Here is a 13743-nt window from a genome sequence, read left to right on the forward strand (position 1 = left end):
ATTGAAAGCGCGGAGTTCGATCGGATCGACGGCGTCAGCGGTTGCGGGCACTTTTCCTCCATGGTCGGCGTACACGAGCACATCCGGCGCATATTCGGCCAGATGTCCGGATTACTGCACCTTCCGACCTCAGCACGGATTCATCCCATTTTCACGCGACGTTACTGACCGGTATCGGCCGCTCGTGCGGGATTGACGGTCCGTGCTCACGGCCACCCGTGCGGCCCCCCGCTAACCCCGCCGCAACCGCAGCGTGACGATCTCGAAGGGCCGGAAGGCGATCTCGATCGGTTCCCCGGCCGCCCACGCGGAGGACTGCACCACGGTGTCGGCGAGGCCGGCCGCGTCCCGTTCGAGCAGGTCGGTCGTCCAGGCCCGCTCGACGGGCTCGGAGACCTCGACGCGCGCCCGCGTCCGGCCTCCCCGCGCCTCGTAGAGCCGCACGACGAGGTCGCCGGAGCGGTCCTCGGCGAGCTTGACGGCCTCCACCACGACCGCGGTCGAGGAGACCGTGACGAGCGGGGCCACCGGGCCGCCTCCGGTCACCGTGCGCACCGGGAGGTTGAGCCGGTAGCCGGTGTCGAGGGCCTCCAGCACGGTCGGGGCGGGCCGCAGCGCGGTGCGCAGGACATGTTCTCCCTGGTCGGCGTGGGGGTCCGGGAAGCGCGGCGCGCGCAGCAGCGACTCGCGCACGAGCGTGACCGTCGAGCCGTCGGGCGCCCACCGGCGGGTGATGTCGTGACCGTAGGTCGAGTCGTTCGCGACGGCCGCGCCGAAGCCCGGTTCGCCGACGTGCACCCATCGGTGCGCCGCCGTCTCGAAGCGCGCCATGTCCCAGGAGGTGTTCGCGTGGGTGGGCCGCTGCACGTGCCCGAACTGCACCTCCGACGACGCCCGGTCGGCGTGCACCGCGAGCGGGAACGCGAGCTTGAGCATCTTCTCCCGCTCCTGCCAGTCGGTGCGGGTCTCGATCTCCAGTTCGGGCGAACTCTCCGCGAGCCGGAAGGTCTGCGTGAACGTGGAGCGGTGGAACGAGCGCCGTACGATGAGCGCCTCGCCGGTGGCCTCCACGGCGTCGGCCTCGCGCAGCTCGGTCACGGTGTGCCGGTAGTGCGCGTCGATGTCCCAGGCGTCCCACTGGTTCGGGGTGTCGCGGAACACCTGGAGCAGGGCCGCCGCCTCGCCGGCCGCCACGAGCTCCCGCCCCGAAGAGGCTTCGACGAACGAGACGAGCAGGCCCGTGGCGTCGAAGACGGCCCGGACGACGCCGTTGTCGAGCACCCACCCCGGATCGGCGACGACGGGCGCCACGCGGGCGGGCACGGGCCCGGCCGCCGCTCCGAGCGCGGGCGCCCCGGCCGCCGCGACCGGTGCCGTGTTGAAGACGACCGGCGCCGAGCCCGGCCCGGCGAGCGCCCGCTGCGCCTCGTCGATCAGCGGTTCGAGCGCGGCGGCGACGGCCGCGTAGTTGCGCTCCGCCTCCTGGTGCACCCAGGCGATCGAGGAACCGGGCAGGATGTCGTGGAACTGCTGGAGCAGCACGGTTCGCCACGCGTCGTCGAGCGTCTCATGCGGATAGTCCGCGAGGCCGCGCCAGGCCGCGGTCGCGCTCCAGAGCTCCGCCTCGCGCAGGAGGTGTTCGCTGCGCCGGTTGCCCTGCTTGGTGTTCGCCTGGGAGGTGTAGGTGCCCCGGTGCAGCTCCAGGTACATCTCCCCCGACCACGTCGCCGGCGCCGGGTGGGTCTCCCGCGCGAGTTCGAAGAAGCGCTGCGGCGTGCCGACCTCGACCCGCGGCGACCCCTCCAGCGAGCGCGTACGAGCGGCGGCCTCCATCATCTCCCGGGTCGGCCCTCCTCCCCCGTCGCCGAATCCGAACGGCGTGAGCGAGACGTTGGAGACGCCCTTCTCGGCGTACTGCCGCTGGGCGCGGGCCAGGTCGGCGCCGGAGAGGTCGGAGTTGTAGGTGTCGGCCGGGGGGAAGTGCGTGAAGATGCGGCTGCCGTCGATGCCCTCCCACCAGAACGTGTGGTGCGGCATCCGGTTGGTCTCGTTCCAGGAGATCTTCTGGGTGAGGAACGCGTGCGCGCCCGCCGCACGCGCGATCTGCGGCAGCGCTCCCGTGTAGCCGAACGAGTCGGGCAGCCACACCTCGTCGGGCTCGAAGCCGAACTCGCGCAGGAAGAAGCCCTTCCCGTACACGAACTGGCGCGCGAGCGCCTCGCCGCCGGGCATGTTCGTGTCGGACTCGACCCACATCCCGCCCACCGGCACGAACCGCCCCTCGGCGACGCGCCGGCGGATGCGCTCGAACAGCGCCGGATAGTGCTCCTTCATCCACGCGTACTGCTGGGCGCTGGAACAGGCGAACACGAAGTCCGGGTACTCGTCCATGAGCGCGAGCACGTTCGAGAACGTACGGGCGCACTTGCGGATCGTCTCGCGCGTCGGCCACAGCCAGGCCGAGTCGATGTGCGCGTGCCCCACCGCGATCACCTGGTGCGCGCTGGAGTAGGCGGGCGAGGCGAGCACGTCCGCCAGGGCCTCCCGGCCCGCGGCGGCGGTCTCGGCCACGCGGTCGGGGTCCACGACGTCGCACATCCGCTCCAGCGCGCGCAGGATCTCGGCGCGGCGCGGCAGCGACGCCTCCAGCTCCTCCATGAGGCCGGCGAGGGTCCGGCAGTCCTGGAGCAGGCCGTAGACGGTCAGGTCGCGCTCGACGAGGTCGACGCGGCGGAGCGTGTAGATGGGCTCGGTGCCGGCGGTCGCCTTGTCGCCGAGCGGGGTGGGCAGGTAGAAGTAGTGCCCGCCCACGTCGGGGTTGGACGCGGCCTCGATGTAGAGGTCGACCGGCCCGGGCCCGACGGGCACGGCGTTGTTCAGCGGCTCCAGGCCCTTCACGATCGTGCCGTCGGGCCGGTAGATGAGGCCCTCGGCCTGAAAGCCCGGCTGCCGTGCCGAAAAGCCCAGGTCGACGACCATCTCCAGCGCGACGTCCGGGCCTCCCCACCCCTCGGGAATCTCACCGGTGACCCGGAACCAGGTCGTCCCCCACGGCCTGCTCCAGGACGTGCCGGGCTTGAAGACGGTGAAGCTCTGCGCCGCCGCCTCCGCGAACGGCACCGGCTCGTCGGGCACCTCCCACGCCGTCACGTCGAGCGCGACGTGACGGCGCTCCACGGCGGGCGCGATCCGCTCGCGTACGAAGCGCTCGACGCGCATCTCGATCTGGGGGGTGGTGTCGTGCATGAAGGCTCCTGACCGTGGCAGAGGTGAGGGAACGGAATGCGGCGGAACGAGCGGGCTAGCGAACCGGCGCCTCGCCGCGCCAGCCGGCGCAGCGCTCCGCCCAGCGTTCGAGTTCCTCGCGCATCTCGCGGAACCGGTCCGGGTGCGTCCGCGACAGCTCGCGCCGCTCCCCCGGGTCGTCGAGGAGGTCGTAGAGGCCCTCGGGCACGGCCACGTCCACCTGCATGCTCTCGCAGGCGTCCAGCACCACCTTCCAGCGGCCGAGCCGGCCGGCGAGCTGCCCCTCGTACTCCCAGAACAGCCAGCGGTCGGGGCCGGCCTCGCCGCTCTTCAGCAGCGGCAGCAGCGACGTGCCGTCGATCGTCTCGTCGGCGGGCTCGGCGCCGTCCACGGCCTCGAGCACGGTGGGGACGACGTCGGCCATGCAGCCGACCACGTCACCCGGCCCGCCGGCCGGAATCGCCGCGGGCCAGGAGATGATGGCGGGCACGCGGATACCGCCATCGAAGAGCGAGCCCTTGTGGCCGCGCAGGCCGCCGGCCGAGCCGCCGTCGTAGGAGACCTCCTCCCCGTCGAGCCAGTTGCGCTCCTCGATCGACGGGCCGTTGTCGGAGGACATGAAGACGATGGTGTTCTCGCGCAGGCCGAGCCGGTCGAGGGCGTCGAGGATCTCCGCGACGCCGTCGTCCATGGCCTTCACCATCGCCGCCATCATGCGCCGGCCGTCCGGCAGGTGGGCGAACCGCGCCATGTACTCCTCGGGCGCGTGCAGGGGGTAGTGCGGCGCGTTGAACGGCACATAGCAGAAGAAGGGGCGTTCGGCGTTCCGCTCGATGAAGTCGACGGCCCGGCGCGCGATGACCGTGGTGAGGTACTCGCCGTTCAGCCAGACCTCGTCCTCGCCCTCCCACAGGTCGTGGATCGGGTTGTGGTCACCCCAGTAGTAGATGTGGGAGTAGTAGTCGACGCAGCCGGCGCGGAAGCCGAAGTGCTCGTCGAAGCCGCGGTGCAGCGGCCCGTAGGCCGGGTCGGCGCCCAGGTGCCACTTGCCGAAGATGCCGGTCGCGTAGCCGCGCTCCCGCAGGGCGCTCGCGAGCGTCGGCTGGGGCGGGAGTCCGGGGGTGCGCCGCGTCCCGCCGAGGATCGCCTCCACACCGGCGTGCGCGGGGTGGCGGCCCGTGAGGAGCGACGCCCGGGAGGGCGAGCAGACGGGCGCGTTGGAGTACCACTGCGGCAGGCGGACGCCGGAGGCGGCGAGCCCGTCCAGCGCGGGGGTGTCGAAGTCGTCGGCGCCGAAGCAGCCGAGGTCACCCCAGCCCAGGTCGTCGGCGTAGATGACGACGACGTTCGGGCGTTCGTCGATCGGATTCATTCTTTGACGCTCCCAGCGGCCATTCCGGCGACCAGCCGTTTCTGTACGACGGAGAAGAGGACGATGGTGGGGACGGTCGCCACCGTGGCGGCGGCCATGATCACGCCCCAGTCGCTCGTGTACTCCCCGAAGAAGGACGACAGCCCCACCTGCACGGTCTTCAGGTCCTCGCTCGTGTTCAGCACGCTCGCGAAGAAGTACTCCTCCCACGTCGCGATGAAGGTCGTGACGATCACCGTGACGATGCCGGGCAGTGCGATCGGGAAGACGACCCGGAAGATCACGCCCACGTTCGAGCAGCCGTCGATGCGCGCCGCCTCGTCGAGCGCGATCGGAATGGTGTTGAAGTAGCCCATCAACAGGTAGATCGCGAGCGGCAGGGTCATCGCGGTGTACACGATGATCAGGCCGACGTAGGAGTTGAGCAGGCCGAGCTCCCCGAACGAGAGGTAGATCGGCGTGATCAGCACGACGAAGGGCAGCAGCTGCGTCGCGAGGACGACCATCATGATGGTCCGGCGCAGCCGGAAGGCGAACCGCGACAGCGCGTAGGCCGCCAGGCTCGCCAGCACGACGGTGCAGACCGTGCTGACGGCGGAGACCAGCAGGCTGTTCCCGATGTACCGCGCGAAGTCGGAGTTGCCGAACAGCCTGGAGTAGGCGCCGAACCCGAGCCCGTCGAAGTACCGGCTCCAGGGCAGCCGGGCGGCGAGCGCCGTCGTCGGCCGCAGTGAGGTGAAGACCATCCACAGGACGGGGAAGACGATCACGAGCAGGATCGCGAAGGTCGGCACGATCACGAGCAGGTCGCGCGGCCGCCGCCGGTTCGGGTCGCGCCTCGGGGCGGGCCTCTTTCGCTCGTCACGGCGGGCCGGCCTCGACGTCACGTCGGCGGTCATGCGGACCGTCCTTCCCGGTCACTCGTCACCCGCAGGTAGACCAGGGCGAACACCGCCATCGTCGCCGTCATGACGATGCCGATCGCGGCGCCCTGTCCGAGGTCGTTGGCCACGAACGCGGCCGAGTACAGCTGGGTGGCGAGCACCTGCGTGTACGTACCCGGCCCTCCCCCGGTCGAGAGCCAGACGTAGACGAAGTTGTTGAACGTCTGGATCACCGTCATGAGCACGACGACGACGATGACCGGCCGCATGTTGGGCAGCGTGATGTGGAGGAAGGACTTCCAGCGCCCCGCGGAGTCGATCGCCGCCGCCTCGTACTGCTCCTTGGGGATCGACTGCAGGCCCGCCATCATCACGACCACGACGAAGGGCAGCTCACGCCAGACGATGATGGCGATCACCGACCACCACGCGGTGCTCGTCTGGGCCAGGAAGGGCACGCCCTTGGACACGAGGTGCGTGCTGACCAGGAACTGGTTGAGCACTCCGGTGTTGGCGTCGAAGATCGACTTCCAGCAGGCGACCGCGACGACCGGCGGGAGCATCCACGGGACGAGGACGAGGGTGCGGCACAGGCCCCTCAGGTGCCACCGCTGGAGCACCCGGCTCTGCAGAAGGAGCGCGAGCGCCAGGCCGAGCACGAGCCGGATCGCCACCGTGAGCGCGGTCAGCCAGAAGGCCGTGTTGAGCGTGGCGCTGCCGATCTGCGGGTCGCTGAAGATCGCTTTGAAGTTGTCGAACCCCACCCACTCGGCGTCGCCGGGCGCGTCGTACGGGCTCAGCTTCTGGAACGCCAGCACCACGTTGTACACGCTGGGGAAGACGAACAGGACGCCGATGACGATGAGAGCCGGTGTCGTCAGCGCGTACGGCTGACGTCGTGCGGAGCGGGAGGCCATCGGCACCGCTCAGCCCTTCAGGCCCTTGGTCAGCCCGGAGATGATCGCCCCGGCGGCCTCCGAGCTGGACGACTGGCCCGAGTAGACGGCGGAGAAGTGCTGGTTGACGAGCTGCTCGATCGAGGCGACCGTCATGTCGGAGCCGATGTAGCGGGCGAACGAACGGGAGTGCGGCAGCTGCTTGACGTAGCCCTGCTGCGACTTCGGCACCTTCAGCTCGGTGAGGGTGCTCGTGGAGGCCGGGTACTGGGAGTAGGTCTTGAACGTCGTGGCGCTCATCAGGTACTTGATGACCTGCCACGCCTCGTCCGGGTGCTTGCTGTTGCGGTTGATGCCGAGGGCGCGACCGCCGAGGTGCGTCGTGCCGTCGGTCAGGCCCGAGGGCATCGGCGCGGTCGTCAGCGTCGTCCCGGCCGCCTTCGCCTGCTTCTCCAGGGACGCGAAGGTCTCCGGCGGCTCGTAGCTCATCGCGCACGAACCGGTCGCGAGGCCGTTGACGATGGAGGGGTCGCTGTAGTCCTGCACCGCCTGGTCCGCCTTCGGTGAGGCCCCGGAGGAGAACAGGTCGGCGAAGTACTGGATCGCGCTCGCGAGCTGGGGCTGCGCGATGCCGGGCTGCCACGTGCCCGAGGCGTTCTTCTGCACGAGCGTGCCGCCGTGCGCCCAGATGTAGTAGTTGATCGCGTTCCACTGGGAGCTCGTCGCGGAGCCGGAGGCCGCGAAGCAGAAGCCGCTGGTCTTGCCGGAGCTGTGGGAGCTGATCTGCTTCGCGTCGGCGGCGAGCTGCTCCCAGGTGGCCGGCGGGCTCGAGACGCCCGCGTCGGAGAGTGCCTTGGGGTTGTAGACGAGTGCCATGGTGTCGGCCGTCCAGGGCATGGCCCAGGTCTTGCCGTCGAAGGTGACCATGTCCTTCGCGAGGAGGCTGTCCGTCCCGCCGGGCAGGGGGTCCTTCTTCATGAGGTCGTCCAGCGGCAGCAGGATCTTCGGCTTGGCGACGAACGCGACGTCGGCGTAGCCGATCTGGTCGATGTCGGGCCCGGACCCGGAGTTGGCCTCACGCGCGAACTGCTGCACGTTGTTCGGGCTCAGCGTCTGCATCTCGACGTGGATCTTCGGGTGGCTCTTGTTCCACGCGTCGATCGCGGTGGTGAGGCCGGCGACCTCGCCCTTCGGGTCGAACTGCCGGAAGACCAGGTTCACCGAGCCGGATCCGGAACCGGAGCCCGAGCACGCCCCGAGGGGAAGGACGAGGCTCAACATTGCGGCGGCCACGGCCGACTTCGTGAACTTCATGCTGCAACTCCTTCAGAGGCACTGGCCCGCAGCGGGATTCCAGGACGCTAACACAATCAATTTGATTTACAACAGACTCTTCCGTGACCTACGATCTCCGCCGTCAGCGTGTGATCTACGATCTGTTTGCGTCAGCGCGGAAGCGCGCGTGACGGCCCCCACTCGCCGGACCGGGAGGATCGCGATGGAGCGACGGGGATCGAATCTTCCGCGCGTCGGCGACTACAACCAGCTGCTCATCCTTGATCTGGTACGCCGAAGCTCGAACATCAGCCGTGTCGAGCTGTCCGAGCGCACCGGCCTGTCGGGGCAGACCGTCTCCAACATCTGCCGTCGCCTCGTCGACGCGGGGCTCATCGAGGCCGCCGGGCGCGTGGCGGCCGACACCGGAGCGCGCCGGACGATGTTCAGAGTGGTCCCGCAGGGCCGGTACTCGGTCGGTCTGCACATCGACCCGGCCCGGATGACGCTCGTACTCCTCAACCTCGCCGGTGAGGTCGAGGACCGCGCCTCGATCGTGACCCCGACCACGGACGGCCCGGAGGACGTGCTCAAGGCGATCGTCGACGCGGTCGCCGACCTCGTGGGCCGCCGGGGCATCCCCCGGCAACGCGTGTCCGGGCTCGGTGTGTCGGCTCCCGGGCCCATCAAGGCGGACTCCGGCTCGCTGGTCGGGCCGCCCAACCTCCGCGGCTGGGGCGTCGTACGGCTCCGCGACGAGCTCGAGAGCCGCGTCGGCCTGCCGGTCGTGCTGGAAAAGGACACCATCGCCGCCGCCACGGGCGAACTCTGGGCGGGCGGCGGCACGCTCTCGAACTTCGCCTGCATCTACCTCGGCACCGGGATCGGCGCCGGCGTCGTCCTCGACGGCGAGGTGATGCGCGGCACGTCCGACAACCTCGGCGAGATCGGCCACCTCAGCGGCGATCCCGACGGACCCCGCTGCCCGTGCGGCGGGCGCGGGTGCATCGCGATCACCTCCGCCCCGGTTCACCTCGTCTCCGCGGCCGCCGGCTCCGGCACGATCCCGTCGGTGGACCTCGACGATCCCCTGGCCGTCGAGACCGCGTTAAGGCATCTCTGCGCCCTCGCCGACGGAGGCGACGAACAGGCGCTCGCCATCGTCGAGAAGTCGGCGCGCGCCATCGCCCGCATCGCCGGCAACCTCGCCAACATCCTGGACCTCGACGCCGTCGTCCTGGGCGGGCCGAGCTGGTCCGCGCTCTCGCGGATCTACCTGCGGGTCGTGCCGCCGATCACCGCCTCACTGCTCACGGTGAGCGACGTGCACACGGTCGAGGTGCGCGGCACGACCCTGGGCGAGGACGGCGGCGCCATCGGCGCGGCCTCGCTCGTCATGTCGTCGATGGCCTCGGCACGCTCCGACCACCTGCTCGTCCCCCATTGATCGGAAGCGATGTCACCGGCACGCGCCGCCCGGCCCGTACGCGGACGGCAGGTGTCGCCCGGCCCGAACACGGACGGCAGGTGTCGCCCGGCTCGTACGCGGACGGCACGCACGCCGGTGACCCGGTCGGCCGCCAGGGCGTGGGCCTTGACATGATGCGGGTCACGCACGCCAGGAGGTTGCTCGTGCACGTCAGGAGGTTGTTCGCGCATGTCCGGATGCTGTCCCCCCTCGCGCTCTCAGGGCCGGGAGGTCCCGCATGACCTGCCGAGCCGCGGCCACGCCTCCGGCGACCTGATCACGCTGCCGGGCGGCACGTTCCTGATGGGCACCGAGGACACCGACGGATTCCCCGACGACGGCGAGGGGCCCGTCCGCGAGGTCACCGTCGCGCCCTTCGCCATCGATCCGTACGGCGTGTCGAACGCGCGGTTCGCGGAGTTCGCCGACGCGACGGGCTATCGAACGGATGCCGAGGAGTTCGGCTGGACCTATGTCTTCGCCAAGTTCCTGCCCGGCGAACTGCGCAAGAGATCGCCGAGGCCGCCACAGACGCCATGGTGGTGTGGCGTCTCTGGAGCGTACTGGCGGGCGCCGGAAGGGCCCGGGAGCACGGTCGAGGACCGCTGGGACCACCCGGTGGTACACGTGTCATGGCGTGACGCCGTCGCGTACTGCGCCTGGGCCGGCCGGCGGCTGCCGACGGAGGCCGAGTGGGAGTACGCCGCACGTGGCGGTCTGGAGCAGGCCCGTTACCCGTGGGGCGACGAGCTCACCCCCGACGGCGAACACCGGTGCAACATCTGGCAGGGCCGCTTCCCGGTGCGCGACACCGCGGAGGACGGTTACGCCGGCACCGCTCCGGTGGACGCCTTCCCGCCCAACGGCTTCGGGCTCTACAACGTTTCGGGCAACGTGTGGGAATGGTGCGCCGGACGGTTCCGTACGAGCGACGCCGAGCGTCCGATGCGCGGCGGCTCGTACCTGTGCCACGACTCCTACTGCAACCGCTACCGGGTCGCCGCACGTACGTTCAACAGCCCCGACAGTTCGAGCGGCAACCTGGGCTTCCGCTGCGCCGCCGACGTCTGACCGGCACTCCGCCGCGCTCCGCGCCGGATGCCGGTCAGACCTCGCTCTTCGCTCTCCTCCGACGAGCTACTACGGCGAGCCGAGCTCCTGGTAGCGTTGGCGGACGACCTCGGGAAAAGGGAGAGCCGAACATGGCAGGTGACGACGACATCTCCGGGTGATGCCCGGAAGTAGTCGGCCGCAGGCAGGCGAGACGCCGCCGTGGCCGTTCTGTCGTCGTCCCCTTTGAACCCTTGCCGGGCGCCTTGGGCGCGCCCGCGTCATTTCCGAGGACCACCTCCATGTCCGACGCATGCATCGTCTGCTCGAACCTGTCCTTCTCCTGGCCGGACGACACGCCGGTCTTCCAGAACCTGTCCTTCACGGTCGGCGGTGGCCGTACGGGCCTGGTCGCGCCGAACGGCGCCGGTAAGAGCACTCTGCTCAAGCTGATCGCGGGTGAGTACCGGCCCGGCGGCGGGACCGTCTCTGTCGACGGAGTGGTCGGCCATCTGCCGCAGAGCCTGCCGCTCACCGGCGACCTGACGGTGGCCGAGGTGCTGGGGATCGCCCCGATCATCCGGGCGATCGACGCCGTCGAGTCCGGTGACGTCGATGAGGCGCACTTCACCACGATCGGCGACGACTGGGACATCGAGGAGCGCACCACGGCCCAGCTGGACCGGCTCGGTCTCGGCGACGTCGCCCTCACCCGGCGCTTGGACACCCTCAGCGGCGGCCAGGTCGTCTCCCTGGGCCTGGCCGGCCGGCTGCTGAAGCGCCCCGACGTCCTGCTGCTGGACGAGCCGACCAACAACCTCGACCTCGACGCGCGTCACCGGCTCTACGGCGTGCTCGACGATTTCAGCGGCTGCCTGCTGCTGGTCAGCCACGACCGGGCGCTGCTCGACCGCATGGACCGCATCGCCGAGCTCGACCAGGGTGAGGTCCGCTCCTACGGCGGGAACTTCACCGCCTACCAGGAGGCCGTACGCACCGAGCAGGAGGCCGCGGAAAGGACCGTCCGCAACGCCGAGCAGCAGGTCAAGCGGGAGAAGCGGGAGATGCAGCAGGCCCGTGAGCGGGCCGAGCGGCGGGCGAGCAACGCCGCGCGCAACCTCGACAGCGCGGGGCTGCCGAAGCTCTTCGCCGGGAACATGAAGCGGCGCGCCCAGGAGTCCGCGGGCAGGGCGAGCCAGACGCACTCCGCGCGGGTCAGCGATGCCAAGGCCCGGCTCGATGAGGCCGGCCGGGCCCTGCGCGACGAGCAGAAGATCGCCCTGGAGCTGCCCCGCACCAACGTCCCGGCCGGACGCACGGTCTTCCGCGGCGAACGCATCCAGGTCCGCCACGGCGACCGTGCCGTCTTCGCCGGGGACGGGGCCGGCCTGACCGTCCAGGGGCCCGAGCGGATCGCGCTGACCGGGCCCAACGGCTCCGGCAAGTCCACTCTGCTCCGCGTAATAAGCGGCGAGATCGAGCCGGAAGGCGCCACGATCAAGCGCTTCGACGGCCGGATCGCGTACCTGTCCCAACGGCTGGACCTGCTCGACCTCGAACGCACCGTGGCGCAGAACCTGGCCGCCTTCGCGCCCGGCATCCCCGACGCGCAGCGGATGAACCTGCTCGCCCGCTTCCTGTTCCGGGGTTCCCGCATTCACCTTCCGGTCGGCGTGCTGTCGGGCGGCGAGCGCCTGCGGGCCACCCTCGCCTGCGTCCTGTACGCCGAACCGGCGCCGCAGCTCCTGCTCCTGGACGAACCGACCAACAACCTCGACCTGGTGAGCGTCGGCCGGCTGGAGAGCGCGCTCAACGCCTACGAGGGCGCGTTCGTGGTGGTCAGCCACGACGAGCGCTTCCTGGCCGAAATCCGGGTCAACCGCCGGCTCCGGCTGTCCGAAGGCCGGCTCGTCGAGACCGGTGCGCCGGCGGTGCCCCATGCCTGAGCCGGCGCTGCTCGCCCACGATCTGGTTCGCACGTTCGGAACGCGGCGAGTGCTCGACGGTGTCTCCCTCACCGCCGCCCCCGGGCAGCGGATCGGGCTGATCGGCGAGAACGGCGCGGGAAAGTCGACACTGCTGCGGCTGCTCGCCGGGGCCGACGAACCCGACGCCGGTACCGTCGTACGCCCGCCGGACCTCGGCTTCCTGCGCCAGCAGATGCCGTACGAGAGCAGGTCGACGATCGCCGACGTGATCGACGACGCCCTGCGCGGAGCCCGCGAGGACCTCGCCGACCTGGACCGGCTCACCCGGGCGCTCGCCGAGACACCGCAGGACTCCCCCGGCCACGCTCACCTTCTCGGCGAGTACGGCGAGCGGCTCGAACACGCGCAGGAACATGAGGTCTGGGACGCCGACCGGCGCGCCGAGATCGTTCTCAGCGCCCTCGGGCTCGGCGGGCTGAGCCACGACCGCACGCTCGGGTCGCTGTCCGGCGGGCAGCGCGGTCGGCTCGCCCTGGCCGCGCTCCTGGTCCGGCGGCCCGCGGCGCTGCTGCTCGACGAGCCGACCAACCATCTCGACGACGCCGCGGCGGCCTTCCTGGAGGAGCAACTGCGGGGGCTGCCCGGCGTCGTCGTGGTGGCGAGCCACGACCGGGCGTTCCTCGACGCCGTCTGCACGGACCTGGTCGACCTGGATCCCTCGGTGTCCGGCCCGATCCGCTACGGCGGCGGCTACACCGCCTACCAGGCGGAGAAGCGTGCCGAGCGGGAACGCTGGCAGAGACGTTTCGCCGAGGAACAACAGGAACTCGCCGACCTGCGCCGTACGGTCGCGGTGACCGCGCACCGGGTCGCGCCGGACCGCGAGAGGCGCGACAACGAGAAGATGGGATACGGGCACTCCGGCGGCCGGGTGCAGAAGCAGATCTCGCGGCGGGTGCGCGACGCCGCCCGCCGGCTCGACCGGCTGGGGCGCGACCAGGTCGGCGAGCCGCCGGAGCCGCTGCGGTTCCGTGCCGCGACGCTCGCCTCCGAGTCCGCCGACGGAACCCTCCTGTCGCTGCGCGGCGTCCGCGTACCCGGACGGCTCGCCCTCGACCGCCTCGACCTCGCGGCCGGCGAACGGCTCCTGGTCACCGGGACGAACGGAGCGGGGAAGTCGACGTTGCTCCTGCTGCTGGCCGGCCGGCTGGAGGCTCGCGGCGAGGTACGGCGGCGCTGCGGGCTGAGGGTCGGGCTGCTCACCCAGGACACCGTGTTCGCCCGGCCGGACCGCACCGCGCGGCAGACCTACGAACAGGCGCTCGGCGTCGAACGCGCCGAGTCCGTACCACTGCGGTCCCTCGGCCTGATCGGCGACCAGGACCTCGACAGGCGGGTGGGGGAACTGTCCGTCGGGCAGCGTCGCCGGCTCGCCCTGGCGTTGCTCATGGCGGACCCGCCGGAGCTGCTGCTGCTCGACGAGCCCACCAACCACCTGTCGCCCCGGCTCTCCGACGAGCTGGAGGAGGCCCTGGGCACGACCGCCGGCGCCGTCGTGGTCGCCAGCCACGACCGATGGCTGCGCTCGCGCTGGACCGGCCGCGAACTGCGGCTGTGAACCGCC

At 70.8% G+C, this 13743-nt stretch carries 9 protein-coding genes; 4 read left to right on the forward strand and 5 right to left on the reverse strand.

Annotation, left to right across the window (positions count from 1 at the left end):
* Window positions 1–231 precede the first annotated feature (231 nt).
* The 5 genes from ABEA10_RS15590 to ABEA10_RS15610 are packed head-to-tail and all read right to left on the reverse strand — an operon-like array spanning window position 232 to window position 7712.
* The gene (locus tag ABEA10_RS15590) at window positions 232–3246 is read right to left on the reverse strand and encodes an alpha-mannosidase (protein WP_345463860.1); all 3015 of its coding nucleotides are present in this window, start codon (window positions 3244–3246) and stop codon (window positions 232–234) included.
* 55 nt (window positions 3247–3301) lie between these two features.
* Window positions 3302–4618 carry a sulfatase-like hydrolase/transferase gene (locus ABEA10_RS15595; RefSeq protein ID WP_345463863.1) on the reverse strand — a complete coding sequence of 439 codons (1317 nt, stop codon included), beginning with the start codon at window positions 4616–4618 and terminating at the stop codon, window positions 3302–3304.
* Complete coding sequence (locus tag ABEA10_RS15600; protein ID WP_345463866.1) at window positions 4615–5517, reverse strand: carbohydrate ABC transporter permease; 903 nt, start codon at window positions 5515–5517, stop codon at window positions 4615–4617. Before ABEA10_RS15600 ends, ABEA10_RS15595 begins: the two co-directional genes overlap by 4 nt.
* On the reverse strand, window positions 5514–6419 hold the full coding sequence (locus ABEA10_RS15605) for a carbohydrate ABC transporter permease (RefSeq protein WP_345463869.1): 906 nt from the start codon (window positions 6417–6419) through the stop codon (window positions 5514–5516). Before ABEA10_RS15605 ends, ABEA10_RS15600 begins: the two co-directional genes overlap by 4 nt.
* A 9-nt stretch (window positions 6420–6428) precedes the next feature.
* Window positions 6429–7712, reverse strand: coding sequence for an ABC transporter substrate-binding protein (locus ABEA10_RS15610; RefSeq protein WP_345463872.1), 1284 nt, complete (start codon window positions 7710–7712; stop codon window positions 6429–6431).
* Between the two features lie 184 nt (window positions 7713–7896).
* On the opposite strand from ABEA10_RS15610, the gene ABEA10_RS15615 reads away from it, so the two are divergent.
* The 4 genes from ABEA10_RS15615 to ABEA10_RS15630 all read left to right on the forward strand — a co-directional run bounded on the left by ABEA10_RS15615 (window position 7897) and on the right by ABEA10_RS15630 (window position 13737).
* Window positions 7897–9120 (forward strand): ROK family transcriptional regulator, encoded by a 1224-nt coding sequence (locus ABEA10_RS15615; protein ID WP_345463875.1) that lies wholly within the window; start codon window positions 7897–7899, stop codon window positions 9118–9120.
* 210 nt (window positions 9121–9330) lie between these two features.
* Window positions 9331–10212 carry a formylglycine-generating enzyme family protein gene (locus ABEA10_RS15620; protein ID WP_345463878.1) on the forward strand — a complete coding sequence of 294 codons (882 nt, stop codon included), beginning with the start codon at window positions 9331–9333 and terminating at the stop codon, window positions 10210–10212.
* Between the two features lie 281 nt (window positions 10213–10493).
* Window positions 10494–12137 carry a ribosomal protection-like ABC-F family protein gene (gene abc-f / locus ABEA10_RS15625; RefSeq protein ID WP_345463881.1) on the forward strand — a complete coding sequence of 548 codons (1644 nt, stop codon included), beginning with the start codon at window positions 10494–10496 and terminating at the stop codon, window positions 12135–12137.
* Window positions 12130–13737 carry an ABC-F family ATP-binding cassette domain-containing protein gene (locus tag ABEA10_RS15630; RefSeq protein WP_345463884.1) on the forward strand — a complete coding sequence of 536 codons (1608 nt, stop codon included), beginning with the start codon at window positions 12130–12132 and terminating at the stop codon, window positions 13735–13737. Before abc-f ends, ABEA10_RS15630 begins: the two co-directional genes overlap by 8 nt.
* The last annotated feature ends 6 nt before the right edge of the window (window positions 13738–13743 follow it).

The organism is Actinoallomurus oryzae, from assembly GCF_039541955.1.
GTDB lineage: Bacteria > Actinomycetota > Actinomycetes > Streptosporangiales > Streptosporangiaceae > Actinoallomurus > Actinoallomurus oryzae.